This is a genomic window from Microbacterium sp. NPDC064584 (assembly GCF_040687315.1).
GTDB lineage: Bacteria > Actinomycetota > Actinomycetes > Actinomycetales > Microbacteriaceae > Microbacterium > Microbacterium lacus.
Genome location: NZ_JBFBMZ010000005.1, coordinates 112,538 through 138,366 on the forward strand (window position 1 = coordinate 112,538; position 25,829 = coordinate 138,366).

The following is a 25,829-nucleotide window of genomic DNA, read 5'->3' on the forward strand; positions in this document are numbered from 1 at the left end:
GGTTCCAGCCTATCGGTCGGCGGGGCCGTCGGCAGGGGGCGCCGACGGGGTGGAGCCGCCGCCGGAGAGGGCGTCGGCGCGCGTCCGTTCGAGTTCCTTCTCGCGACGCGCCCGCGACACCAGGAGGTACAGGACGGCGCCGCCGAGGCCGGCGACGAGAAGGCCGCCGACGATCCACGGCCACACGTCGCCGAAGCTCGAATCATCGCTCGCGGGCGTCGCCGTCACGAGCGGCTCCGGCGTCGCGATCTCGTCCGGTTCGTCCGTGGGCTCCGTCGTGGGCTCGTCCGTCGGCGTCGAGGTGGGCGACGGCGCTGCCGTGACGGTGAAGGCGTACTCGCCCGAGATCGGGTGGCCGTCGCTTGAGACCACTTTCCAGAGCACGGTCACGACGCCGGATGCCGCCCCCGCGAGTGCCTGGGTCACCACGGTTCCCGCAACGACCGGCTCTCCATCGGCAAGTGAGGCGCCGGTCGCGTCGGTGACGGCGAGTTCTGTCGCGCCCGGGTCGGTCGCGAGCTCGCCGCTGAAGGTGAGCGTCAGCTGCGCCGGCAGCGTGTCGACGGCGGCGTCAGCGGCCGGGTCGGAGGACACGAGCTCGTCGTGTGCGTGCGCGGGAGCCGCGACGAGGACGCCGCCCGCGGCGAGCAGGAGGGAAACGAGCATCGCGACCGCGAAGCGCAGACTGCGCACGGGCCCCCGACGGTCGGAAGCGGAGGAGGTAGAGAGAGTAGTCATCCGTTTCAGGCTACGCCCGAGGCTCGGCGTGTGACGTCCGTGTGAATTCGAGCTGGGCGTGCTCAGAACCCGGTGACGCCGTCGTGATCGAGGAGTAGCGTGCGGATCGGGCGGCGCACGCCGCTTTCAGGTCAAGAGAAGGAGAGCGCCGTGGACGCGATGATGATGGACATGATGTCCAAGGAGATGATGTCGAGCGGGTCGGCCGAGAACGGCATGGCCATGATGGACATGCAGCTCATGCAGGCGTGTATGGACGCCTGCTCGGCATGCGAGCAGGCGTGCACCGTCTGCTCGACGCAGATGATGTCGTGTGCGCCGGCGTGCATGAACTGCGCGGACATGTGCAACACGATGATGCGGTCGATGCTGCGGATGCAGGGCATGACCCCCGCCGTGATGATGTCGATGCTCGACGCGTGCATGGCGATGTGCCAGATGTGCATGGACGAGTGCATGGAGCACGCGGACTCCAGCGACGTCTGCAAGATGTGCGCTCAGGCGTGCCAGGCCTGCATGGATGCCTGCATGGCCCTCAAAGACAGCATGATGAAGGCGGCGTGACGCCGCACACTCGGTGAGCGTCCGGCGGATCAGCCGCGCAGGACGTTGAAGCGACGCGCTCCCACGGCGAGCACGTCGTACCGCCCGTGCAGCGCGATCGGTGTGCCCGTGAGGGCTTCCGCCGCGGCGCCGGCGCCGCTCCACAGCTCGACCAGTTCACCCTCGGCGAGCGTGCGCACCGCGATCACGCCGGTGCCGGCATCCGCGGATTCGACGATGCCGTCGACCCAATCCGACGGCGTCGCCGCCGAGAGGCGTGCCTGGATCAGGTGCAGAGCGTGCCCGGGGGCGAAGGACGAGCAGGAGGCGCCGTGGATGCACATGCACGCCGCACGCTCACGCACCGGAACGGGCGGAAGGTGGCGGTGCGGACTCGACACGGTGATCTCCTGACAGGTAGGTTCGGTTATCCGTCAGGCTAGGCGCGATGCCGCCGGCGGACACGTCACGCGACACACGACGCAACATTGCGTCCGGCGCCTTCATCCCCCCGATGCGGCCGTTTCGAGGGGCGCCCGATCCGTTACGCTGGAATGGACGAGAGGAACACCGTGGAGGACAACCGCCGCCCCGAGCCGGATGACATCCGCAAGGCTCCCGGTACGGGCGCCGACGCGGGCTTCTCGCACGGTGCCGACACGACGCAGACCTTCGGGCACGACTCCGACCTGTCGTTCGTGCCCTTCGGCAGCGACCTGAGCGAAGCCGAGCTCGACGCGATCGAGGCTCTCCCGACGCGCTCGGCGCTGTTCCTCGTCCGCTCCGGCCCGACAGCCGGAGCCCGGTACCTTCTGGACACCGACGTGACGACCGTGGGCCGCCACCCCGAGGCCGACATCTTCTTCGACGACGTGACCGTGTCCCGCCGTCATGCCGAGATCACGCGCAGCGGCACGTCTTTCGAGCTCGTCGACCAGCGCTCGCTGAACGGGACGTACGTCAACGGCGAGCGCGTCGACCGTGCCGTGCTCACGAACGGCTCGGAAGTGCGCGTCGGCAAGTTCCGCCTCAACTTCTTCGTCTCGCCCGCCGACCTCGCGCAGGCGGCGGACGCCTGATGCCGGCGTCGTCCGCCCGCGAACGCTCGTCGTCCGCGGGTCTGCTCAGCATCGGTCAGGTGCTGGCACGGCTGAGCCCCGAGTTCCCGAATCTCACCTCGAGCAAACTCCGCTTCCTCGAGGTGCAGGGCATCGTGATGCCGACCCGGACCGAGTCCGGCTACCGCAAGTTCTCGCAGGGCGATCTCGAACGACTGCGACTCGCGTTGACGCTGCAGCGCGACCACTACATGCCCCTCGTCGTGATCCGCGAGTACCTGGCAGATCTCGACGCCGGGCGCGATCCGGCACTGCCCACGACGGTGCCGCCGTCGATCGTCGCGGCTCCGCGCCGCTACCGTCGCGAGGAGCTGCTCGCGGCCTCGGGAGCGGCTCCGCAGCTGCTCAACGACGCGATCAGCACGGGCGTCCTGACGGCAGCAGACGGGTACAACGACCAGGCCGTGGCGATTCTTCGGGCCCTCGTCGCCCTCGACCGGCACGGCATCGAGCCGCGCCACGTCCGCACGCTCCGCCAGAGCGCCGAACGCGATGTCGCCCTCGTCGAGTCGGCGCTTGCCCCGCTCCTCCGGCGATCGGATGCCGGATCCCGCGCCCGCGCGAGCGAACTGGCGCCCGAACTCGCTCAGCGTCTCGACGATGTGCGGGCGATCTTCGCCCGTGCGGCGCTGGATCGAATCCTTTCCTGATCAGCGACACGCCGCCCGGCCGGAGCGGATGTCGTTGCCCGAGGGCCGTGGCCCATCTAACGTTGAGATGTCCGATCATCAAGGAGGAGGCGTATGAACGCGCACGACGAGGGCGAACCCCGGTTCGTGACCGACCTCCTTTTCACGGACGGCCTGCCGGCGATGGATGACGAGGTCGGCTACCGCGGCGCCGTCGCAGCGCGCGCGGCCGGCATCACCTACCGTCAGCTGGACTACTGGGCCCGCACCGAACTGGTGGAACCCACCGTCCGGGGAGCGAACGGCTCGGGATCCCAGCGGTTGTACGGCTTCCGCGACATCCTCGTGCTCAAGCTCGTGAAGCGACTGCTGGACACCGGGATCTCCCTTCAGCAGATCCGCACCGCCGTCGAGCAGCTGAGAGCCTCCGGCATCCGCGACCTCGCCGGAACCACGCTCATGAGCGACGGCGCGTCCGTCTACCTGTGCACGTCGAACGATGAGGTCATCGACCTCGTCAGCCGCGGGCAGGGCGTCTTCGGCATCGCGGTCGGGAAGGTGCTGCACGAGGTCGAGTCGACGCTCGTCGACTTCGACGCGCAGGCGCCCGAGGCGATGGACGAGCTTTCGGCTCGCCGCGCCGCCCGCACCGCCTGACGCTCAGCCAGACGCGGGCTCCGCGCGACGGAGGAGCCGTGCGCGGGGGACGGGTTCAGGCGCGGGCTTCGCCGGCGACCGGGATGCGCCCGGTGCGGACGACGCGGTCCAGCAGGGCGTCGAAGTCCGCGGCGAGCTCCTGCGCGGAGTCGCCGGGCCAGATGTGCAGGGGCTTCGCGGCGCCCTGCGCCTGCTGAAGAGACGTGCGTTCCGGCAGCTGCGGCGAGAGCACGAGCGGGCCGAACATGTCGCGCAGCTCCTTGATGCGGAACTGGTGCTCGATCGACTGGGGCCGCACGCGGTTGACGACGATGCCGAGGGGCTGCAGGCGCGGCGAGAGACCACGGCGGATCTCCTCGATCGCGCGCAGAGCGCGGTCGGCGGCCGCGACGGAGAACAGACCGGGCTCGGTCACGACGATGACCCGATCGGATGCCGCCCACGCGGTGCGGGTCAGGGCGTTGAGCGACGGCGCACAGTCGATCAGCACGAGGTCGTAGTCGGCCTCGATCGTGGCCAGCGCCTCCTCCATCTTCCAGACGTCGCGCACGGAGGGGTGCGGCCCGTCGAAGTTGATCGCCGACGGGCTTCCGATCATCACGTCGATCGTTCCGGGGTGCACCTTCGCCCAGCCGCTCGAGGTGATCGCCTGACGGACGACCTTCTCCTTCGGGTTCGCCAGCACGTCGGCGACGTTGAGGCGACCGGCGACCTGGATGTCCATGCCGGTGGAGACATCGGACTGCGGGTCGAGATCCACCACGAGAGTCCGAACTCCCCGCGCGAATGCCGCGGAGGCGAGTCCCAGAGTCACGGTTGTCTTGCCGACCCCGCCCTTGAGCGAGCTGACGGAGAGTACGTGCACAATCCACCACGTTACCGTCCCCTAGGCTGAGAGCACACTCAGCCCGACCCCAGGCCTCATCGACGGGCCACCCAGCGAGGTGTGAATGTTCCGCAAGATCCTGGTCGCCAACCGCGGTGAAATCGCCATCCGCGCGTTCCGTGCCGCATACGAGCTGGGGGCGCGCACCGTCGCCGTCTTCCCTTACGAGGACAGGGGCTCGCTGCACCGGCAGAAAGCCGATGAGTCCTACGTGATCGGCGAGCCGGGGCATCCGGTACGCGCGTACCTCGACGTCGACGAGATCATCCGCGTCGCACTCGAATCCGGCGCGGACGCGATCTACCCCGGTTACGGCTTCCTGTCCGAGAATCCCGAGCTCGCCGCACGGGCCGCCGAGAACGGCATCACGTTCATCGGGCCGCCCTCGGCCGCCCTGGAGATGGCGGGCAACAAGGTGACCGCGAAGCAGTACGCGATCGCCGCGGGCGTCCCCGTGCTGCGCTCGACCGAGGCCTCGGAGGACGTCGACGTCCTCGTCGCCCAGGCCGCGGACATCGGCTTCCCGATCTTCGTGAAGGCCGTCGCCGGTGGCGGCGGTCGCGGCATGCGCCGTGTCGAGACGCCCGGGGCGCTCCCGCCGGCCATCGCGGAGGCGATGCGCGAAGCGGGTGCTGCGTTCGGCGACTCGCGCGTCTTCCTGGAGCAGGCCGTCGTCCGCCCGCGCCACATCGAGGTGCAGATCCTCGCGGACGCGACCGGGCACACCGTGCACCTGTTCGAGCGCGACTGCTCCGTGCAGCGTCGGCACCAGAAGGTGATCGAGATCGCGCCCGCACCGAACCTGGACGAGGAGCTGCGTCGCCGCATCCACCGCGACGCCGTCGCGTTCGCGGAGTCGATCGGCTACGCGAACGCGGGAACGGTGGAGTTCCTGGTCGATACCGCGGGGGAGCGGGCGGGGGAGCACGTCTTCATCGAGATGAACCCCCGCATCCAGGTCGAGCACACCGTCACGGAAGAGGTCACCGACGTCGACCTGGTGCAGTCGCAGATCCGCATCGCGGCCGGCGAGACCCTGGTCGACCTCGGTCTGAATCAGGAGGACATCGTCCTGCGCGGGGCGGCGCTGCAGTGCCGCATCACGACGGAGGACCCGTCGCAGGGGTTCCGTCCCGACACCGGACGCATCACGACGTATCGGTCGCCCGGCGGTGCCGGCATCCGTCTCGACGGCGGAACGACCGCCGCAGGATCCCAGATCAGCCCTCACTTCGACTCGATGCTCGCCAAGCTCACGTGCCGCGGGAGGGACTTCCCCGCCGCCGTCGCCCGGGCCAAGCGCGCGCTCGCGGAGTTCCGCATCCGCGGTGTCGCGACCAACATCCCGTTCCTGCGCGCGGTGCTCGATGATCCGTCGTTCGTGGTGGGCGATCTCAGCACGGCGTTCATCGAGGAGCGTCCGGCGCTGCTGACCACGAACCCGTCCCGCGACCGCGCGACGAAGCTCATCAACTGGCTCGCCGACGTCACCGTGAATCGCCCCTACGGCGAGAAGCCGCTGGCGACCTCGCCCGGCAGCAAGCTTCCGGCGATCGACCTGTCGGCTCCCGCTCCCGCGGGAACTCTGGACCGACTGAGGGAGCTCGGCCCCGCCGGGTTCGCGCAGGCGCTGCGCGCCCAGGTGCCGCTCGCGGTCACCGAGACCACCTACCGCGACGCCCACCAGTCTCTCCTCGCGACACGCGTGCGCACGCGCGATCTCGTCCGCGTCGGTCCCCACGTCGCGCGGATGACCCCGGGGCTGCTGTCCGTGGAGGCGTGGGGTGGTGCGACGTACGACGTCGCGCTGCGCTTCCTCGCCGAGGATCCCTGGGAGCGTCTGGCGGCGGTCCGCGAGGCGATCCCCAACATCCCGATCCAGATGCTGCTGCGCGGACGCAACACCGTCGGCTACACGCCGCGCCCGGTCGAGGTGACGGATGCCTTCGTGAAGGAGGCGGCCGCGACCGGCGTCGACATCTTCCGGATCTTCGACGCCCTCAACGACGTCGACCAGATGCGGCCGGCGATCGAATCCGTCCTGGACACGGGCACCGCCGTCGCCGAAGTCGCCGTCTGCTACACCGGCAATCTGCTCGACCCCGCGGAAGACCTCTACACGCTGGACTACTACCTGCGTCTGGCTGACCAGATCGTGGCTTCCGGCGCGCACATCCTCGCGATCAAGGACATGGCGGGACTCCTGCGTCCCGCCGCGGCGGCCCGGCTCGTCACCGCACTGCGCGAGCGATTCGACCTGCCCGTGCACCTGCACACGCACGACACGGCCGGCGGCCAGCTCGCGACCCTGCTCGCGGCGAGCGCTGCCGGCGTGGACGCCGTGGATGCCGCGGCCGCGCCGCTGTCGGGCACCACGAGCCAGCCCTCCCTGTCCGCGCTGGTCGCGGCTCTCGCCGACACCGACCGCGACACGGGTCTCGACCTCGCCGCGATCAGCGACCTGGAGCCGTACTGGGAGGGCGTCCGCCACCTGTACGCGCCATTCGAGTCGGGCCTGCCCGGGCCCACCGGCCGGGTGTACCACCACGAGATCCCCGGGGGTCAGCTCTCCAACCTCCGCCAGCAGGCGATCGCTCTGGGCATGGCGGATGATTTCGAACTCATCGAGGACATGTACGCCGCCGCCGACCGGATCCTCGGCCGGATCCCGAAGGTCACCCCCTCGTCGAAGGTCGTCGGCGATCTGGCCCTCGCGCTCGTGGCAGCGAAGGCGGATCCGGCCGACTTCGCCGAGAACCCGCAGAACTACGACATCCCCGACTCGGTCGTCGGCTTCATGGCCGGCGAACTCGGCGACCTTCCCGGAGGCTGGCCGGAGCCGTTCCGCACGAAGGTCCTCGCCGGTCGTCAGGTCTCGATCGAGATCCCTCCGCTGACGGATGCCGAGCGCGAAGGTCTCGCTGGGGACGCGGCATCCCGCCGTCGTACCCTGAACCGCCTGCTCTTCCCCGGCCCGGCGAAAGAGTTCGAGGCGGCGCGCGAGACGTACGGCGACCTGTCCAGTCTCGGCACCCCGGACTACCTCTACGGGCTCAAGCCCGGCGAGGAGCACGTGGCCGAGATCGATCCCGGCGTGCAGCTGTACGTCGGACTCGAGGCCATCGGCGAAGCCGACGCGAAGGGCATCCGCACCGTGATGACCACGCTCAACGGCCAGCTGCGCCCGGTGTATGTGCGCGACCGCAGCATCGCGGTGCAGGAGCGACAGGCCGAGCGTGCCGACACCACGAAGCCGGGTCAGGTCGCGGCGCCGTTCTCCGGCGTCGTGACGCTCAAGGCGTCGGTGGGGGAGACGGTCAAGGCCGGTCAGCCGGTCGCGTCGATCGAGGCGATGAAGATGGAGGCGGCGATCACCGCGCCGGTGGACGGCGTCGTGGAGCGTCTCGCGATCGGTGCGACGCAGCAGGTGGAGGCCGGCGACCTTTTGGTCGTCATCCGCACCGGACAGTAGCCTGGAGGATGCGCTGATCTTCGCGCATCTTCCCTTCCTGTCTTGGAGATACCCGTGACGCCCGATCGCAACGACCCGACGCACGACGACACCGGCGAGCACGCCGTGCTCTCGGACGCGGCCAGCGTCGAGACCTCGGGCATCGGCATCCTGGGCGGGCACACCGCGCAAGTGGACGTCGTCCTGCCCCCGCACGAGGATGACGACCTCGTCGACGACGACGTGGTCGACGATGTGCGTGCTTTCACCGAAGACGGTCCTCTCGTGATCGAGATCCACGAATCCGAGGTGGAGGCCGCGCCCGAGGTGCATCCGGAGATCGTCGCGGAAGCCGTCATCGAGGACGACACCGTCGTCCCGGAGTCGATGCACGCGCCGGCGACCGGCGACGTCGAGGACGCGGTGATCGTCGATGACATCCCCCCTCGCCCGGCTGCACCCGTCCTCGACGCCCCCTCCACCGCCGTCGCGGACACCGGATCGCTGCCGACCACGCGACGGGAGGCGCACCACCCCGGCGAGGCCGTCCGCCCGCAGCCCGCGATGCAGCCGCGCACCGAGGTCGCGATGACCTCCAAGCGCCTGGGTGAATTCGAGGCGGATCGGGAGACCGCGGATCTGCTCACCGCCGATCGGCTGCTGGACCCGCAGCACATCGTCCGCCCCGAGCCCGAGGGCGCGTGGCAGCACTTCGTCTACTCGATCTCGCGTCGTCGCATCAACCTCGGCGACGGCAAGCGTGCACGGGATCGCAAGGAGCTCGATCGGCGGATCTCGGCTCCGCTGAGCGGGGGAGCGCGATTCGTGCCGGTGCTCTCGAGGAAGGGTGGGGTCGGCAAGACCACGGTCACCACCCTCCTCGGCATGGCTCTGGCCGACGCGCGCGACGACCGGGTCATCGCCGTGGACGCGAACCCGGATCGCGGCACGCTCGCGGAGCGCATCTCGCGCTCGAGCGGCAAGACGGTGCGAGACCTCGTGAAGGTGCGGTCCGAGGTCTCGGGCTACAACGACATCTCGAACATCGTCGCCCGAGACGAGACCCGGCTGGACGTGCTCGCATCGGATGCCGATCCGCGGGTTTCCGAGGCTCTCAGCGACCGCGATTACCACGACGTCGCCGGCGTCGCCGCGCACTACTACTCGATCGTGCTGACCGACACGGGCACGGGGATCGTGCACTCCGTGATGGGCGCGACCCTCGACCTCGCCGACCAGATCGTCGTCGTCGCGGGGCTGAGCGTCGACGAGGCCCGCCTCGCCTCGGAGACCCTCACCTGGCTGGAGACGAACGGCTACGCCGAGCAGGTCCGCGGTGCGGTCGTGGTGATCAACAACGCCCGGCCCGGTGCGCCGCTCGTGCGTCAGGACGAGCTCGAAGGGCACTTCCGCAGCCGGGTCCGTACGGTCGTGCGGGTCCCGTACGATCCGCACATCGCCGCGGGCAGCGCGATCTCGTACCGCGAGCTGCAGCCGGGGACGCGCCAGGCTGCACGCGAACTCGCCGCCGCGGTGGTCGAGGGGCTCCGCTCGCTCGCGTCGGCGGCCTGAGCGCATGACCGTCCGACCCATTCGCGTCTTCGGCGACCCCATCCTGCGAGCGCCCAGCGCGCCGATCGGGGAGATCGATGACGGCATCCGGTCCCTCGTCCGCGATCTGCTCGACACCGTCGAGCTGCCCGGTCGCGCCGGCGTCGCCGCCCCGCAGATCGGCGTGGGCCTGCGCGCGTTCAGCTACAACATCGACGGCGACATCGGCTATGTCCTGAATCCGGTGCTGGTCGCCGTCGAGGGGGAGGCCGAACTCGTCGGCGAGGGCTGCCTGTCGGTCCCGGGGCTGTGGCATGAGGCGCTGCGCCACCCGCACGCGCGAGTCGAGGGCATCGATTTGGACGGCAACCCGGTCGTGCTGGAGGGCGACGGCCTGCTGGCTCAGGCGCTGCAGCACGAGACCGACCACCTCGACGGCATGCTGTACCTCAGTCGCCTGCCTGCCGAGACCCGGCGTACGGCGATGCGGGAGATCCGCGAAAGCGACTGGTTCTGACCCACGATGCGGAAAGCCCCGAGGCCGAGCCTCGGGGCTTTCCGCATCCGTCCTCGCGTCAGCCCAGCGACACGTTGGTCGTGGAGACCGGGACGCTGTACAGCTCGTCGACGTCGCCGGCGAAGTCGGCCATGATCACGTTGCGCTTGATGCTCATCTTCGGAGTCAGATGACCGCTCGCCTCGGACCACTCCGTGTCGAGGATCGTGAACTTGCGGATCGATTCCGCTCGGGACACGCGCGCATTGGCGCCGTCGATGGCGCGCTGGACCTCGGCGCGCACCGCCGGGTTCTTCGCGGCATCCGTCAGCGACATGTCCGAGGGCAGCCCGTTGTTGCCGAGCCACGTGGGGAGCATCTCGCTGTCGAGGGTCACCAGAGCGGCGATGAACGGCTTCTGATCGCCGACCACGACGACCTGGCCCACGATCGGGTTGGCGCGGATCGGGTCCTCCAGCGCGGCGGGGGCGACGTTCTTGCCGCCGGCCGTGACGATGATCTCCTTCTTGCGACCGGTGATCGTGAGGAAGCCCTCGGCGTCGAAGGCTCCGATGTCGCCGGTCTTGAACCAGTCGCCGTCGAACGTGGCGGCCGTGGCCTCGGGGTTTCGCCAGTACTCCTTGAACACGTTGACACCGCGCACCTGGATCTCGCCGTCGTCGGCGATGCGGATGCCGACGCCCGGGATCACCGGACCGACCGTGCCGATCTTCGACTTGCTCGCCTGGTTGACCGTGGCGGGAGCCGTCGTCTCCGTCAGTCCGTAGCCTTCGAGAATCGTGATGCCGAGGCTGTGGAAGAAGTGTCCGAGTCGCGGGCCGAGGGGAGCCGAGCCGGACACCGCGTACTCGACGCGGCCGCCCATGGCTGCCCGCAGCTTGCTGTAGACGAGCCGGTCGAACAGGGCGAACTTGATCTTCAGGCCGAACGGGATCTTCTTGCCGTCCTGCAGGAGCTTCGAGTGCTCGATCGCTGCGTCCGCAGCCGCGCGGAAGATCTTGCCCTTGCCGCCGGCCTCCGCCTTCTGCTCGGAGGAGTTGTACACCTTCTCGAATACGCGGGGGACGGCGAGGAGGAACGTCGGCTTGAACGAGCCGAGCGCGGGAAGAAGCTGCTTCGTGTCGGGCTGGTGACCCGTCTTCACGCCTGCGTGGATGTCGAGGATCGAGATGAAGCGCGCGAAGATGTGCGCGGTGGTGATGAACAGCAGGGTGGACGCGCCGGGAGACTCGAAGACCTCTTTGTTGGAGCGCGTCGCGTTGCGGATGAGTTCGACGAAGTTGCTGTGCGTGAGAACGCATCCCTTGGGGCGGCCGGTCGAGCCGGACGTGTAGATCAGCGTGGCGATGTCGGCGCCGTTCGCGATGTTGCGCCGACGCTCGATCTCGGCATCCGTCACGTCCTTGCCCTGGCTCACGAGCTTGTCGAGATCGCCGCGGTGCATCTCCCACACCGACCGGACCAGGGGCACCTCGGCGCGGATCTCGTCAAGCCGGGCCGAGTGGTCGGTGGACTCGGTGATGCAGGCGATCGCGCCGGAGTCCGTGAGGTTCCAGGCGATCTGCGCGGGCGAGCTCGTCTCGTAGATCGGCACCATCACGGCGCCGGCGAAGAAGAGGGCGAAGTCGACCAGCGTCCAGTCGTACGTCGTGCGGGCGATGAAGCCGACCTTGTCGCCGGGCTCGATGCCGGCGGCGACCAGGCCTTTGGCCAGGGCGATCACCTGCGCGTGGAATTCGGCGGCGGTGATGTCCCGCCATCCGTCGCCCTCGGGAACGGCGAACAGGGCCAGATTCGGGGTGGCCTTGACGCGATCGACCAGGAGATCGGTGACATTCGCCTGCGGATCGGCAGGCACGATTGCGGGTACTTCGAACTGGACCACGGCAGCTCCTTCGGTGTCGGGTGACGATCGGATTCGAGTCTACCGTGGCGCGACGCGGGCCTACCAGCGAAGGTGGTGACACTGAGTTTCACCTGCGCTGATTCTCAGTGTCACGCATGTCGTGCGAATGCGCCGCCGGTCCTCCCGCACTGGCCGCCGGCGCCCCCGGGGATAGACTTCAAGACGCCGTCGCGCGCGTGTCGGCCGGGAGGGACGGGCAGTGCTCAAGGTCGGCATCGACATCGGCGGGACGAAGATCGCGGGCGGCGTGGTCGACGCGGACGGACGCATCGTGGAGAAGCTGCGCGTGGACACGCCCGTGGACACGGGCGAACTCGCGGATGCCGTCGTCGACATGTCCCGGCACTTCGCCGCACACCATGACATCGCCGCCGTCGGGGTCGCGGCCGCGGGCTTCATCGATCGGCAGCGGGCGAACGTGATCCACGCGCCGAACATCGCGTGGCGCGACGAGCCCCTCAAAGCGATCCTGGAAGCCCGCATCGACGTGCCCGTCACGATCGAGAACGACGCGAACGCCGCCGGTTGGGCGGAGTTCCGGTTCGGCGCGGGGCGCGACGTCGAGGACATGGTCATGCTCACGATGGGCACCGGTGTCGGCGGGGCGGTGATCGCGAGCGGCGCGCTCTATCGCGGCGGTCACGGAATCGGCGGCGAGCTCGGACACATCCGCTTCACGCGCGACGGACTGCCGTGCGGCTGCGGCCAGAACGGATGCCTCGAGCAGTATGCGTCCGGGCGGGCCCTCCAGCGCGAGGCGAACGCGATCGCCGATGCCGGTGGCATCGGCACCGCGCTCGCAGAGCTCCGGGCGCAGACGGGCTCGATCAGCGGACCGGCCGTGTCCCGGCTGGTGCTCGCTGGCGACCCGGGCGCCGTCGAGGCGCTCCGGAGGGTGGCGACCGCTCTCGGTGAGGCGTGCGGCGGCTTCCAGGCGGTGCTGGATCCCGGACTGTTCGTGATCGGCGGCGGTGTCGCGCAGCTCGGCGAAGACCTTCTCGGCCCGGTGCGCATCGCGTACGAGACCTCGCTCCCCGGATACGGCGACCGTCCGATCGCCGCGTTCGCGATCGCGGAGCTCGGCAACGACGCCGGTTTCATCGGCGCGGCCGATCTCGCCGAGACGGCACGGTCAGGGGAAGGCGCGTAGCCGATGTTCTACTGGCTGATGAAGTACATCGTGATCGGGCCGCTGGTCAAGGCGATCTTCCGACCGTGGATCGTCGGGCGGCGCAACGTCCCGAGCGAGGGCGCCGCGATCCTCGCGAGCAACCACCTCTCGGTGTCGGACTCGATCTTCCTCCCGCTCATGATCGACCGGCCGATGTCCTTCCTCGCCAAGAGCGACTACTTCACCGGCAAGGGCCTGAGAGGCTGGGCCACCCGGATGTTCATGAAGGCGACAGGGCAGATCCCGATCGACCGGACCGGCGGGAAGGCGTCGGAGGCGTCGCTGAACACCGGGCTGCAGGTGCTGGGACGCGGCGATCTGCTCGGCATCTACCCTGAGGGCACCCGCAGCCCCGACGGCAAGCTGTACCGGGGTCGCACGGGCCTGGCCCGGATGGCGCTCGAAGCGCACGTGCCGGTGATCCCCGTCGTGATGGTGGACACGGACGTCATCATGCCGATCGGGCGCAGCATCCCGCGTGTCGGTCGTGTGGGAGTCGTGATCGGCGAGCCGCTCGATTTCTCGCGCTTCGCGGGAATGGAGGGCGATCGCTACATCCTCCGTTCGGTCACCGACGAGATCATGGTCGCTCTGCAGCGGTTGGGGGAGCAGACGTACGACGACGTGTACGCCTCCACTGTCAAGAACCGCATGCCGGCTTCGCCGGCGCCCTGAGCGCGCACGGTCGGCGGCGGCGTCATGGCGCGGAGGGCGGGGCCCGGGCGCCGATAGACTGAGCGGATGCTCCAGCAGCTTGACACCCTCGACCACTGGCGGACTCTTCCCATCAAGCAGCAGCCCACGTGGTACGACACCGACGCCGTGGCCGCCGTCTCGGCCGAGATCGCGTCGCTGCCTCCGCTCGTGTTCGCCGGTGAGGTCGACAAGCTGCGCGTCGACCTCGCCCGTGCGGCATCCGGTCGCGCATTCGTGCTGCAGGGCGGCGACTGCGCCGAGACGTTCGCGGGCGCGACCGCGGAGCAGATCCGCAACCGCATCAAGACCGTCCTGCAGATGGCGGTCGTCCTGACGTACGGCGCCGCGATGCCCGTCGTGAAGATGGGTCGGATGGCGGGGCAGTTCGCCAAGCCGCGCTCGAGTGACACCGAGACCCGCGGCGATGTGACGCTGCCGGCCTACCGGGGCGACATCGTCAACGGCTTCGACTTCACCGAGGGATCGCGTCGCGCGGACCCCGCGCGGCTGCTCAAGGGCTACCACATGGCCGCGTCGACGATCAATCTGATCCGGGCGTTCACACAGGGTGGTTTCGCCGACCTCCGCGAGGTGCACAGCTGGAACAAGGGGTTCGCCGAGAACCCGGCGAACCAGGCGTACGAGCGACTCGCGCACGACATCGACCGCGCCATCAAGTTCATGGAGGCGGCCGGCGCCGACTTCGACGAGCTGCGTCGCGTCGACTTCTACACCGGCCACGAGGGTCTGCTCATGGACTACGAGCGGCCGATGACGCGCATCGACTCGCGCACGTCGACGCCGTACAACACGTCCGCGCACTTCCTCTGGATCGGGGAGCGCACGCGCGACCTCGACGGCGCGCACGTGGACTACTTCTCGAAGATCCGCAACCCGATCGGCGTGAAGCTCGGCCCCACGACGACGCCCGAAACCGCTCTCGCCCTGATCGACAAGCTCGACCCCGAGCGCGAGCCCGGCCGCCTGACGTTCATCACCCGGATGGGCGCCGGCAAGATCCGCGACGCGCTGCCTCCGCTGCTGGAGGCCGTGCGCGACTCCGGAGCCGTGCCGCTGTGGGTGACCGATCCGATGCACGGCAACGGCATCACGACCCCGACCGGCTACAAGACGCGCCGGTTCGACGACGTCGTGGACGAGGTGCGCGGCTTCTTCGACGCGCATCGCGCCGTCGGCACCCACCCGGGCGGCATCCACGTCGAGCTGACCGGCGATGACGTGACGGAGTGCCTCGGGGGTTCGGAGATGATCGACGAGGCCACGCTCGCCACCCGTTACGAGAGCCTGTGCGATCCGCGACTGAATCACATGCAGTCCCTCGAGCTCGCATTCCTCGTGGCCGAGGAGCTCGACAAGCGCTGACAGCTGCTCCGCGAGAGGGCACTTCTGTAGGGCGACACGCCGTGCGGCAGGTGCTTTTCTGCCCTCTCGCGGACGGCAGGCGCCTCCTCCCCAGACGGCGTGCGGGGATCGGTTGTCCACCGGAGTGAGTACTGCGAGACGATCGCGGCGTGCGATCGCGCACGATCAGGGCATGCGCTACACGCCGCTCCCGTCGGAGTTGACGGCTCGATCCTTCAGCCTCGCCGATGCCGCGGCCGCGGGCGTGGGTCGAGCCCGGCTGCGAAGTGCCGACATCGGGCATCCGTTCCACGGCGTGTACACCGCCGGTCTCGCGGACGACGAGGAGGACCGCTGCCGCGCTCTCGCGCCGACCCTCGAGGTCGACGAGTGGTTCAGTCACCTGACGGCGGCGCGGCTGTACCGGATGCCGCTCCCCGCGTTCGCGCAGCACGAGGACTCTGTGCACGTGACTTCGGTCGGTACCGACGACCGGGTGCGGCGCGCCGGGGTGACCGGGTGGCGTGTTCTCGAGCGGCCACCGTCCCGGCGGTGGGAGAACGGGGTGCGGATCGTCGCGCCGGCGGATGTGTGGGCGAGCCTGTCCGTCCGCTCGGCGCTCCGGCCCGGCGCCACGCTCTCCACCGAGTGGCTCGTCGCGATCGGCGACTTCCTCGTGAGCGGCGAGCGCACGGATGCGGGTCGGGCACCGGCTCTCTGCACTCTCGCCGAGCTCGAGGCGGCGGCCGACCGACGTAACGGGAAGCGTGGAGCGAAGGCGCTGCGGGTCGCGGTGGCGGCGGTGCGGCATCCGGTCGACTCGGTGAAGGAGACCTTCCTGCGTCTCGGCCTCGTCGGCTGCGGGCTGCCCGAGCCGGAGGTCCAGTTGCCCGTCGAGACCGCCCAGGGACTCAGGCATGCCGACCTCGGCTACCGCAGGGAGCGATTGCTGCTGGAGTTCCAGGGTGATGAGCACCGCACGTCGCGTGCGCGCTGGCTCGCGGATCTGACGAGGGTGCAACTGCTCCAGGACGCCGGCTACCGCGTGATGCTGATCGGCGACGCCGACCTCGTGCCGGACTGCCGGGCACTCGCCGCGCGGGTTCGTCGGGCACTCACCTGCTGACGCGAGAGGGCACTTCTGTTGGGCAACACGCCGCAGAAGGGGTGCATATCTGCCCTCTCGCGAGGAGCGGGTGGGTCAGAACGCGCCCTGGATGCGGAACGACACCACGGTGCCCTTCGCGCGCTCGCTGCCCGCGGCCGGGACCTGCGACTCGACCTTCGTGATCTCGTTGAGGACGGCATCCCACAGCGTCGCGTATTCGAAGTCGAAGCCGGCGTCCGTCAGGGTCTTCTTCGCCTCATCGCGGGTCATCCCGACGATGTTGGGCACGGGGAACAGGGGCGGACCGCTCGAGACCACGAGGGTGACGCTTTCGCCGGGACGCCAGTTTCCGCCGCCGTCGCGATCGGCGAGGCGGATGACGCTGCCTGCATCGAACGAGTCGCTGGGTTCCTCGACGGTGCCGGCGACCGTGAGGCCCTTGTCGCCGAGCGTGACGGTCGCCGAGTCCACACCCATACCGCTCACGTCCGGCACCGGGCCGACCGAGACCGACAGCGTCGCCGTGTCGCCCTCGAGCACCGTGCATCCCTGCGTGCAGTCGACGGCGTCGCCGCCCGCCCGGGGCGCGACCGACACGCCGATCACGCTGCCCTCGGCGGCGTCCGTGAAGAATTCCTGGTCCGGTTCGGCCACCGTCAGGTTTATCGCCTGCAGGATGCCGCGCGCCTCGTTCGCGGCGACACCGGCGAGCGCCTGCACCGTCTGCGGCTGCGGCCCTTGCGAGACGAGCACCGACACCGACGCGTCCTTATCGAGCCGAGAACCGGCCGGCGGGTCAGTGCCGACGACGAGTCCGGCCTCGATGTCGATGTCGTAGACGTCCTGCTGCACCGCCTGCAGTCCCCGCTCGGCGAGGATGGTCTGCGCCTCGGCGAAGCTGCGTCCGCTCACATCCGGTACACCGACCAGAGACCCGGGCCCGGAGCCGAACCACCAACCGGCCCCCGCGGCCAGACCGGCCAGCAGCAGAACCAGGGCGACGAGCCATGCGCCGCGCCGGGAGCGTCTGCGCGACGCGGTGCGCAGGCGCGTGGCGTTGTCGGCTTCCTCCACCGCGCCCGTCGGGCCTGTCATGGCCGCGGGCAGCACCTGCGTGAGATCCCCCGAGTCGCCGGCCACCTCTTCGCGGATGATCCCGGCCGACAAGGTGCGCGCGACCTGCGGCGCGATGCCGAGTTCGCGTTCGATCTCGCGGAGCCGGTCGAGCATCACCGAGGCATCGGTGGGTCGTTCGTCGGGGTTCTTCTCGGTCGCCCACAGCACGAGCTCGTCGAGCTGCTCGGGGACGCCGGGGTTCTTCACGCTCGGCCGCGGCACGGAATCCGTCGCGTGCTGGAAGGCGATCTGCATGGGCTGCTCGCCCTTGTAAGGCTGCTCGCCGACGAGCATCTCGTACAGCATGATGCCGAGCGAGTAGATGTCGCTGCGCGCGTCGGCCATGCCGCGCGTCACGAGCTCCGGGGCGAGATAGGCGATCGTGCCGAGCAGCTGCGCTCCGCTCGCGGTGTTCGCCGTCGTGGCGCGGGCGAGACCGAAATCTCCGATCTTGATCCGGCCGTCCTCCGCGAGGAGCACGTTCTCGGGCTTCACGTCGCGATGCACGATTCCCGCGCGGTGGGCGGCCGCGAGCCCGGAGAGGATCGCATCCATGATCGTGACGGTCTGCGGGACGGTGAGCCGCCGCTGTTCGCGCAGCAGCTCGCGCAGCGTGATGCCCGGCAGGTACTCCATGACGAGGTAGGCCATGTCGCCGTCCTGGCCCTGGTCGAAGACGTTCACGACATGCGGGTCGGCCAGGCGCGCCGCGGCGCGGGCCTCTTGGATGAACCTGCTCTGGAAGACGGTGTCGTCGCTGAGGTGACCGTGCATCACCTTCAGAGCGATCCTCCGCTCGAGGCGGAGGTCCGTGGCCACGTAGACGGTCGCCATGCCCCCGCGCGCGATCCGCGCGCGCACCCGGTATCGGCCGTCGACAAGACGACCGATCAACGGGTCGGCCTGCTGACTCGTGCTCACGATCCGAGTCTACGGACGGGTTCCTGCGAGCCCGCGGAGCGGCTCACCCCTGCAACCGCCCGGATTCCCGGGTCGGGAGCACTCACCCGTGGGCGGCGAGCCACGCGTACGCGGGCTGTTCCCACTGCGCGTAGCGCTCGGGGTAGGCCGAGATCTGGACCGCCTGCGCGGCATCCGCGTACGACATGTCCTGCCAGCCGGGGATGTCCAGAAGCCCCCGGGTGGCGGTTCCGTTCGGATCCGCGGGGCCGCCGTAGAAGACGCGCACCGCGCGGGCGGGGTCACGCACCTGCTCGGGTGTGCCCCAACCGGAGCTCGGTCGCTGCTGGAAGAGACCGAGCGAGTCGCGATCGCCCCAGTCCAGGTTGCGCAGCCACGATTCCTGCATGGCGGTTCCCAGCGCGATCGCGATTCCTCGATCCGGGATGCCGAGTTCCCTGCCGATCTGGATGATGAGAGCCGCGTTGCCGGCCTGCTCGGCGTCGAGTCCGCTCGATGCGGGCGCGGGCGCCGTCTGCGCGGCGAGCACCGGCGAGACCGAGACCGGGATGGAGAGTGTCTGCCCCGGGTAGATGATCGAGGAGGCGTCCAGCCCGTTCGCGCTGAGGACGGCCTGCGTGGACGTCCCGTGCTGGCGGGCGATCCCGCTGATCGTGTCGCCGGACACCACGACGTACGTGCCGGCCGTCTCCGTCGCAGCGGGAGCCGCGGGCGCCGCGGGCGCCGGCGGAGCAGCCGGTGACGTTGCGCCGGGGATGGCGATGCTCTGCCCGGGGTAGATCACGGACGACCAGTCCAGACCGTTCGCGGTGAGCACGCTCTGCACGGACAGTCCGTACCTCGCGGCGATCGCGCTGATCGTCTCGCCGGCGCTCACGACGTGCGCGGAGCCGGTCGGCGCGGAAGCGGCGGGCGCACTCTCGGGTACCGCGCCGATCAGGCGCAGGGTCTGTCCGGGGTAGATGATCGACGACGCGGACAAGCCGTTGATCGCGAGGACGTCGGCGGTGCGCAGGCCGTTGCGCGCGGCGATCGCCGACACGGTGTCGCCCGGTTGGACCTCGTACGTGTCCGGCGCGGTGGTCGTCACGCGGAGGGTCGCCGCGGAGGACAGGGTCGCACGGTCGAGCGCCGTGAGCGCACCGAGGTCGATCGGTGCGACGGAGCGCTCCGGCTGCTGCACGGCGTGCGCCGGGGCGGCGGTCATGAGGACCGCGAGCGATCCGGCGAGCGCGGGCAGGGCGTTCGCGGCGATCCGCCGCGGTGGCGCGGCCATGTGGAAGGAGTCGGCTCTCACGGGATCCCCCTCTGTCGACTGCCTGAAACGGTGTCACGGATGCTAACTGCTGTCAACCAATGTGGCTGGTGTGACTGAAGTGAACATTAGAACGGTGTCCGGTCCGCGCGTATGAGCTCCGTCCGGGCGTCGCGGACTGGTGGGACACCTTCCGCCGTGCGCGATACTGGGACCGTGACTGACGCCACGCCTGTCGAAACCGAATGGCTGACCCTTGCCGATCTGACCGAGATCCTCGGCGAACCGCTCGGCCGGGTGCGCCGCCTCCTGGATGAGCAGCATCTGGTCGGTTCGCGACGTCACGGGGCTCTTCGCGTGCCGTCCGTCTTCCTGATGGACGATGCGCCCATCGGATCCCTCCGCGGAACACTGTTCGTGCTCCACGATGCGGGCTTCTCGGACGACGAGGCCATCGACTGGCTGCTGGCGCCGGAGGAGTCCATCGGCGTGGCGCCGATCGAGGCGCTCCGTGCCGGCCGCAAGAGCGAAGTCCGCCGCGTCGCCCAGGCGCTCGGCTGATCCGGCTCGGCTGAACGGGCGGCGACCGTCAGGTCGTGCGGACGGTCGCGGCGCGGGCGAGGTCGCGCAGGCCTCCGACGGCCGCGTTGCCCAGACGGGCGCCGGACAGCGATCGCTCACCTTCGCGCGCGTAGTCGGCGATCAGGTGCTCGACGCGCTCCAGGGCTCCCGTCTCGATGATCGTCTGCTGCAGCGACGCGATCTGCTGCGCGTCCAGCGTGGGATCGCCGATGAGCTCGTCCATCACCCGACGGGCCGTCGAGCCCAGGCCTTCGCGCGCGTAGGCGATGAGCACGGTGCGCTTACCCTCGCGCAGATCGTCGCCGGAGGGCTTGCCCGTCTCGGATTCGTCGCCGAACACGCCCAGCACGTCGTCGCGCAGCTGGAAGGCCATGCCGACCGGATGGCCGAAAGCAGCCAGGGCCGCCTGCTGGTCGGCATCCGCTCCCGCGAGCGCGGCGCCGATCGCAAGCGGCTGCTGGATGCTGTACCGGGCCGACTTGAGCGACGCCACACGCAAGGCGCGCGCCGCGTGCTCGTCGTCGGGCTCCGTGACGTAGGCGGATTCCTCGGCGATGTCGAGGAACTGGCCGATCGTGACCTCTCGCCGCATGATCGCGTATTCCCTGCGCGCCGCCGACGCGCGCGCGGGGGATGCTGCGGCCAGGCCCTCTTCGAGAAGATCATCGCTCCAGGCCACGAGCAGGTCGCCCAGCAGGATCGCTCCCGACCTGCCGAAGGCTCCGGCGTCGCCGACCCAGTGCCGCGAGCGGTGCGCGGCCTCGAGCGCGCGGTGGGCGGCAGGACGCCCGCGACGCGTGTCGGAGTTGTCGATCACGTCGTCGTGGACGAGGGCGGCGGCATGGAAGATCTCCAGGGAGGCGGCGACCGTGATGAGGTCATCCGGGAGCGCCGGGGAGGATCCTCCGGCCTCCTCCACAGCCCTCCACCCTGCGACGCAGAACCTGCCGCGCAGGCGCTTCCCGCCCTCCAGAGCGGTCGCACCGGCCTCGACGAGGAGTACCGCCTCAGGCCCGAAATCGGCGGCGGCGGCGCGCTGCGCCGTCAGGAACATGTTCAGACGCTGAGAAACAGCTTCGACGGCATCCGGAGAGGGTGACACGGGCCTAGCCTAGTGATCGAGGGCGCGCGTAGAATCGTCGGGTCCGAGCAAGCAGAGGGGGATGCATGCCACTCTCCGAACAGGAGCAGCGTCTGCTCGACGAGATGGAACGCCATCTCATGCGCAATGACGCCGATGTGGTCAGCGCGCCGACGGACGGTCGCACGCTGAGTTATCGCAACATCGTGTACGGCACGATCCTCGTGCTCGTGGGGCTCGGCGCCCTCATCGTCGGCGTCTCCACTCAGCTCATCGTCGTGGGCGTCATCGGCTTCGTCGTGATGCTCGGCGGCGTGATCCTGGCGGTCACGCCGACGCGCGGGATCCCGCGCGGGCCCGTCGACATCGCGCCGTCTGCCGCGAAGCCCCGGCCCGCATCTTCGTTCATGGATCGCATGAACGATCGCTGGGACCGGCGGCGCGAGGGCCAGTAGCCGCGCGCGACGTCACACCAAAGCACCGACCTTCGGGTCGGTGCTTTTTTTTGCCCCACCACGCGGGTGGAGAAGAGGCGGGGGAGGAGAGGGGGGCTTCGAGGTCACGAATGGGTGACAAAGTGGAGTGAAGTGGAGTAAAGTGGCGAGCATCCCGCGGGGGTCGGACGAAGGGGGTGGTGGCGATGCTTCTCGGCACGCACACTCCCAAGCTCGACGAAAAAGGTCGCGTGATCCTCCCGGCGAAATTCCGCGACGACCTGGGTGCGGGAATCGTCATCACGCGCGGCCAGGAACGGTGCCTCTACGTGTTCAGCGCGGACGAATTCGAGCGGATCCACGAGCGGATCCGTGAGACGCCGCTGTCGAACAAGCAGGCGCGCGACTTCCTGCGCATGTTCCTTTCCGGAGCGAGCGCGGAGAAGCCCGACGGGCAGAACCGCATCACGATCCCGCCGTCGCTTCGGGCCTACGCCGGGCTCGAGAAGGAGCTCGTCGTCACGGGCGTCGGGGCGCACGCCGAGATCTGGAACGCGGAGGCATGGAACGCCTACGCCGAAGGCAACGAAGAGAGCTACGCCGAACTCGAGCAGGAGGTGATTCCGGGACTTTTCTAGCCCCCCGGCCCTGACTCCCAGCCGCTCACGCCCTGACGCACTTCCCCGGTGTCAGGTCAGAGCGGATGGGGATCAGGATCTGGGGTCGACGATCCCGAGACACCATGAGCCTGCGCGACATCCACACCCCCGTCCTTCTCGAGCGCTGCATCGAGCTGCTCGCGCCCGCGCTCGAACGCGACGGCGCGGTCCTCGTGGACGCGACCCTCGGCATGGGGGGCCACTCCGAGGCATTGCTCGAGCGTTTCCCCGGCGTGCACCTGGTGGGATTGGACCGAGACCAGGACGCGCTGCGCATCGCCGGTGAGCGGCTGGAGCGGTTCGCGGACCGGATCACCCTCGTCCACACGGTCTACGACGGCATCGCCGCAGCTCTCGCCTCCGCCGGCTTCGACTCCGCGGACGGCATCCTGTTCGACCTCGGGGTGTCCTCGCTGCAGCTGGATGTCGCCGACCGCGGGTTCGCCTACTCCCAGGACGCTCCGCTGGACATGCGCATGGACCAGAGCAGCGGGCCGACGGCGGCCTACGTGCTCGCCACGTACAGCGAAGGCGAACTGCGGCGGATCTTCGAACGGTACGGCGAGGAGAAGCTTGCGGGGCGCTACGCGCGCGCGATCATCGCGGCGCGCCAGGTCGCGCCGATCGAGCGCTCCGGGCAATTGGTCGAGATCCTCGTGGCGGCCACGCCGTATGCCGCACAGCGCGCCGGTCACCCCGCGAAGCGCGTGTTCCAGGCTCTGCGCATCGAGGTGAACGGCGAGCTCGCCGTTCTCGAACGAGCGATTCCCGCCGCTCTGGGCACCCTTCCCATCGGCGGCCGCATCGTCGTGCTGGCCTATCAGTCTCTCGAGGACCGCCTCGTGAAGCGAGCGTTCGCCGAGGCCTCGGCATCCACGTCTCCCGCGGGACTTCCCGTGGAACTGCCCGAGCACGCGCCGCGCTTCCGCCTTCTCGTGAAAGGCGCCGAGCTGGCCACGGACGACGAACGTGCCCGCAATCCGCGGGCGACCCCGGTGCGTCTGCGCGCCGCCGAACGAGTGAGGGCTGACCGATGAGCGCTGTCGACCCGTTGCTCGACTTCGACCTGCTTCGCCCGACCGAGAGGGTGCCGTCATCGGGTCGGCGCCTGCGCGTGGTCGAGGAGCCGTCTCGCCGCCGCCGCCCGAAGCTCGTCTACGGGATCGTCGCCCTCGCCGGGGCTCTCGCGATCGGGACCGCGCAGATGGCGCTCTCGATCATGACGACGCAGAGCTCCTACGAGCTCTCCGCGCTGACGCAGGAAGCACGCCAGCTCACGTGGCAGAAGCAGATCCTCGCCGACGACGTCGCGGGTCTGAGCTCTCCCCAGTACCTCGCCGCCAACGCGTCGGCGCTCGGCATGGTGATCGAGGAATCTCCGAGCTACCTCCGGTTGAGCGACGGCGCCCTGCTCGGTGCCGGGCAGGCGGCACTCGGAGCGTCTTCGGTCGACGCGATCGGACGCTCCACGGTTCCGAACGCACTCATCACCGACACGCCCCTCGTGACGGCGCCCGACGCGACGATCGAGGGCGCCCCGGTCGAGACGGACGTGGTCGCCACGGACGGCGGAGTCGCGAACACTCCGCCGCCGCTCACCGACGGACTGCCCACCCCGAGCACACACTGAGTACATGACCACGAGAAGCACGCGCAGTCCTCGTCGGCGCACCGTGGTCGCTCTGGCCGTCGTCCTGGCCGTTCTCTCCGGATTCATCGTGCGACTGGTCGACATCCAGATCGTCAACGCGGACGACCACATCGCCGATTCGATGCAGGTCGCCCTCGGCGCCTCGCGGACGCTCTACGGCACTCGCGGCGAGATCGTCGACGAGACCGGACAGACACTGGCCGGCAGCATCCTCCTCTACGACGGCGTCCTGGACCCCAAGAACGCCGGCCCGATCACCCGGGCGGACGAGGACGGCACGCGGAAGGTCGTGTCGTGGCCGGCCGTCGCCGCCGAGATCGGGGCCGTGACCGGCCAGACCGGCGCCGAGGTCGAGAAGATCGTCGCCGACGCACTCGCCGAGAACCCGGACTCCCAGTTCGCCTACCTCAAGCGCGGTCTCACGACCGAGCAGTATCGCGCCCTGGTGGACATCGGTGCACCGTTCCTGACCTTCGACTCCCACCCGGCGCGGACCTACCCCGACGGCGCCGTCGCCGGGAACCTGGTCGGATTCATGAGCGTGGACAGCGAGCCGCTCGCCGGAATCGAGCAGAGCGCGAACGACTGCCTTCAAGCCAGCAACGGCTCGCTCACCTTCCAGAAGGGCAAGGACGGCGTCGTCATCCCCGGTACCGAGGTGGAGACCCCTGCCGTCAACGGCGGCACGCTGCAGCTGACGATCAACCGCGACCTGCAGTGGTACCTGCAGCAGCTCATCGGCGAACAGGTGCAGGACATGGGAGCCAAGCGCGGCACGATCACCGTGGTGGAGGTGGAGACGGGGAAGGTGCGTGCGGCGGCGGAGTATCCGTCGGTCGACCCGAACGATCCGGCTGCCGCGCCGACCGAAGATCGTCGCAGCCACATCTTCACCGACACGTTCGAGCCCGGCTCGACGTTCAAGGCGCTGACCGGAGCGACCGTGCTCGATGCGGGCGGGCAGGATCTGTCGTCCACCGTGGTCGCGTCGAGCACCGAGACGTTCCCGAACGGAGCCCGGGTCCGCGACGCCTTCCAGCACGAGCCGTACCTGTACACGCTCGCGGGCGTGCTCATCGACTCCTCGAACGCGGGCATCTCCAAGTTCAGCGAGCGGGTCAGCCCGCAGACGCGCTTCGATTACCTGCAGAAGTTCGGAATCGGCTCGGGCAGCGCGGTCGGCTTCCAGGGCGAGGAGCAGGGGCTGCTCTACCCCGTGGCGCAGTGGGACAACCAGCAGCTGTACAACACGTCCTTCGGGCAGGGCGTCACGACGACCGTGCCCGAGCTGGTCGGAGCGTACGACGCGATCGCCAACGACGGGACGCGCATGCCGCTGTCGATCGTCGAGTCGTGCACGAAGGCCGACGGCACCGTCGTGACGCCGGACCTCCCCGAACCCGTCCAGGTGATCAGCGCCCAGACCTCTGCCGAGATGCGGGAGATCCTCGAGAACGTCGCGATGCAGGCGAGCTACGCGAAGCAGGTCGAGGTCCCGGGCTACCGGATCGCGACGAAGACCGGAACGGGTGAGAAATCCGACGGCAGCGGCGGCTACAAAGCCGGGGTCTACTTCACCACCATGATCGGATTCGCGCCCGCGGACGATCCCAAGTACCTCGTCGCCGTGACTCTCGACGAGCCCACTACGGTAACCTCGTCTTCGGCCAATGCGCCGGCGTTCCAGAAGGCGATGACCCAGGTCCTCAAGACCTACCGGGTCATGCCCGCGACGACGGCGCCGACGCTGCTCCCGAAGTTCGGCTGATCCCTGCCGATGTCGGCACAGCGCCCCAT

24 protein-coding genes are annotated in these 25,829 nt (G+C 69.5%); 17 read left to right on the top strand and 7 right to left on the bottom strand.

What is annotated here, in order from left to right; genetic code table 11:
- Window positions 1–9 precede the first annotated feature (9 nt).
- A complete protein-coding gene (locus AB0P18_RS09345) occupies window positions 10–738 on the bottom strand; it encodes a copper resistance CopC family protein (protein WP_363359796.1) in 729 nt (242 codons plus the stop codon).
- A 159-nt stretch (window positions 739–897) separates the two neighbouring features.
- On the opposite strand from AB0P18_RS09345, the gene AB0P18_RS09350 reads away from it, so the two are divergent.
- Window positions 898–1,302: a hypothetical protein gene (locus tag AB0P18_RS09350; RefSeq protein ID WP_344055814.1), complete on the top strand. Its 405-nt coding sequence runs from the start codon at window positions 898–900 to the stop codon at window positions 1,300–1,302.
- 29 nt (window positions 1,303–1,331) lie between these two features.
- On the opposite strand, the gene AB0P18_RS09355 is transcribed toward AB0P18_RS09350, so the two are convergent.
- A complete protein-coding gene (locus AB0P18_RS09355; protein ID WP_344053079.1) occupies window positions 1,332–1,682 on the bottom strand; it encodes a hypothetical protein in 351 nt (116 codons plus the stop codon).
- Window positions 1,683–1,853: 171 nt separating this feature from the next.
- Here AB0P18_RS09355 and AB0P18_RS09360 point away from each other — a divergent pair, with 171 nt between their 5' ends.
- The 3 genes from AB0P18_RS09360 to AB0P18_RS09370 all read left to right on the top strand — a co-directional run bounded on the left by AB0P18_RS09360 (window position 1,854) and on the right by AB0P18_RS09370 (window position 3,685).
- Entirely contained in the window at window positions 1,854–2,360 is a 507-nt protein-coding gene (locus AB0P18_RS09360) for an FHA domain-containing protein (protein WP_344055815.1), read from the top strand.
- The gene (locus AB0P18_RS09365; RefSeq protein WP_344053081.1) at window positions 2,360–3,049 is read left to right on the top strand and encodes a MerR family transcriptional regulator; all 690 of its coding nucleotides are present in this window, start codon (window positions 2,360–2,362) and stop codon (window positions 3,047–3,049) included. The genes AB0P18_RS09360 and AB0P18_RS09365 overlap by 1 nt, the downstream gene beginning before the upstream one ends.
- A 93-nt stretch (window positions 3,050–3,142) precedes the next feature.
- Complete coding sequence (locus AB0P18_RS09370) at window positions 3,143–3,685, top strand: MerR family transcriptional regulator (protein ID WP_344053083.1); 543 nt, start codon at window positions 3,143–3,145, stop codon at window positions 3,683–3,685.
- Between the two features lie 55 nt (window positions 3,686–3,740).
- On the opposite strand, the gene AB0P18_RS09375 is transcribed toward AB0P18_RS09370, so the two are convergent.
- Window positions 3,741–4,550 (bottom strand): ParA family protein, encoded by an 810-nt coding sequence (locus AB0P18_RS09375; RefSeq protein WP_344053085.1) that lies wholly within the window; start codon window positions 4,548–4,550, stop codon window positions 3,741–3,743.
- 85 nt (window positions 4,551–4,635) lie between these two features.
- Here AB0P18_RS09375 and AB0P18_RS09380 point away from each other — a divergent pair, with 85 nt between their 5' ends.
- Genes AB0P18_RS09380 through AB0P18_RS09390 form a run of 3 tightly spaced genes read left to right on the top strand, consistent with a single transcriptional unit; the run spans window position 4,636 to window position 10,090 of the window.
- Complete coding sequence (locus AB0P18_RS09380; protein ID WP_344053087.1) at window positions 4,636–8,043, top strand: pyruvate carboxylase; 3,408 nt, start codon at window positions 4,636–4,638, stop codon at window positions 8,041–8,043.
- 54 nt (window positions 8,044–8,097) lie between these two features.
- Complete coding sequence (locus AB0P18_RS09385; RefSeq protein WP_363359797.1) at window positions 8,098–9,594, top strand: MinD/ParA family protein; 1,497 nt, start codon at window positions 8,098–8,100, stop codon at window positions 9,592–9,594.
- A 4-nt stretch (window positions 9,595–9,598) separates the two neighbouring features.
- Window positions 9,599–10,090 (top strand): peptide deformylase, encoded by a 492-nt coding sequence (locus AB0P18_RS09390; protein WP_344053091.1) that lies wholly within the window; start codon window positions 9,599–9,601, stop codon window positions 10,088–10,090.
- 58 nt (window positions 10,091–10,148) lie between these two features.
- Here the strand turns inward: AB0P18_RS09390 and AB0P18_RS09395 are convergent, their stop codons facing one another.
- Entirely contained in the window at window positions 10,149–11,975 is a 1,827-nt protein-coding gene (locus AB0P18_RS09395; protein ID WP_344053093.1) for an AMP-dependent synthetase/ligase, read from the bottom strand.
- Window positions 11,976–12,195: 220 nt separating this feature from the next.
- On the opposite strand from AB0P18_RS09395, the gene AB0P18_RS09400 reads away from it, so the two are divergent.
- The 4 genes from AB0P18_RS09400 (at window position 12,196) to AB0P18_RS09415 (ending at window position 16,351) form a co-directional block, all read left to right on the top strand.
- A complete protein-coding gene (locus AB0P18_RS09400; RefSeq protein ID WP_363359798.1) occupies window positions 12,196–13,146 on the top strand; it encodes an ROK family glucokinase in 951 nt (316 codons plus the stop codon).
- Between the two features lie 3 nt (window positions 13,147–13,149).
- Entirely contained in the window at window positions 13,150–13,842 is a 693-nt protein-coding gene (locus AB0P18_RS09405; RefSeq protein WP_363359799.1) for a lysophospholipid acyltransferase family protein, read from the top strand.
- Window positions 13,843–13,908: 66 nt separating this feature from the next.
- Entirely contained in the window at window positions 13,909–15,246 is a 1,338-nt protein-coding gene (locus AB0P18_RS09410) for a class II 3-deoxy-7-phosphoheptulonate synthase (RefSeq protein WP_344053099.1), read from the top strand.
- Between the two features lie 172 nt (window positions 15,247–15,418).
- Complete coding sequence (locus tag AB0P18_RS09415) at window positions 15,419–16,351, top strand: hypothetical protein (RefSeq protein ID WP_363359800.1); 933 nt, start codon at window positions 15,419–15,421, stop codon at window positions 16,349–16,351.
- A gap of 75 nt (window positions 16,352–16,426) precedes the next feature.
- Here the strand turns inward: AB0P18_RS09415 and pknB are convergent, their stop codons facing one another.
- A complete protein-coding gene (pknB, locus tag AB0P18_RS09420) occupies window positions 16,427–18,370 on the bottom strand; it encodes a Stk1 family PASTA domain-containing Ser/Thr kinase (protein ID WP_363359801.1) in 1,944 nt (647 codons plus the stop codon).
- 82 nt (window positions 18,371–18,452) lie between these two features.
- Entirely contained in the window at window positions 18,453–19,667 is a 1,215-nt protein-coding gene (locus AB0P18_RS09425; RefSeq protein ID WP_363359802.1) for a LysM peptidoglycan-binding domain-containing protein, read from the bottom strand.
- A gap of 174 nt (window positions 19,668–19,841) precedes the next feature.
- Here AB0P18_RS09425 and AB0P18_RS09430 point away from each other — a divergent pair, with 174 nt between their 5' ends.
- Window positions 19,842–20,186: an Rv2175c family DNA-binding protein gene (locus tag AB0P18_RS09430; RefSeq protein WP_344053106.1), complete on the top strand. Its 345-nt coding sequence runs from the start codon at window positions 19,842–19,844 to the stop codon at window positions 20,184–20,186.
- Between the two features lie 28 nt (window positions 20,187–20,214).
- On the opposite strand, the gene AB0P18_RS09435 is transcribed toward AB0P18_RS09430, so the two are convergent.
- Entirely contained in the window at window positions 20,215–21,309 is a 1,095-nt protein-coding gene (locus AB0P18_RS09435) for a polyprenyl synthetase family protein (protein ID WP_363359803.1), read from the bottom strand.
- A gap of 65 nt (window positions 21,310–21,374) precedes the next feature.
- On the opposite strand from AB0P18_RS09435, the gene AB0P18_RS09440 reads away from it, so the two are divergent.
- The 5 genes from AB0P18_RS09440 (at window position 21,375) to AB0P18_RS09460 (ending at window position 25,800) form a co-directional block, all read left to right on the top strand.
- Window positions 21,375–21,743: a DUF3040 domain-containing protein gene (locus AB0P18_RS09440; RefSeq protein WP_363359804.1), complete on the top strand. Its 369-nt coding sequence runs from the start codon at window positions 21,375–21,377 to the stop codon at window positions 21,741–21,743.
- Between the two features lie 185 nt (window positions 21,744–21,928).
- A complete protein-coding gene (mraZ, locus tag AB0P18_RS09445) occupies window positions 21,929–22,360 on the top strand; it encodes a division/cell wall cluster transcriptional repressor MraZ (RefSeq protein ID WP_344055816.1) in 432 nt (143 codons plus the stop codon).
- Window positions 22,361–22,464: 104 nt separating this feature from the next.
- Window positions 22,465–23,418 (top strand): 16S rRNA (cytosine(1402)-N(4))-methyltransferase RsmH, encoded by a 954-nt coding sequence (gene rsmH / locus AB0P18_RS09450; protein WP_363359805.1) that lies wholly within the window; start codon window positions 22,465–22,467, stop codon window positions 23,416–23,418.
- The gene (locus AB0P18_RS09455; protein ID WP_344053114.1) at window positions 23,415–24,011 is read left to right on the top strand and encodes a hypothetical protein; all 597 of its coding nucleotides are present in this window, start codon (window positions 23,415–23,417) and stop codon (window positions 24,009–24,011) included. The genes rsmH and AB0P18_RS09455 overlap by 4 nt, the downstream gene beginning before the upstream one ends.
- A gap of 4 nt (window positions 24,012–24,015) precedes the next feature.
- Window positions 24,016–25,800, top strand: a complete 1,785-nt coding sequence (locus tag AB0P18_RS09460; protein WP_344053115.1) for a penicillin-binding protein 2 — start codon at window positions 24,016–24,018, stop codon at window positions 25,798–25,800.
- Window positions 25,801–25,829: the final 29 nt, after the last annotated feature.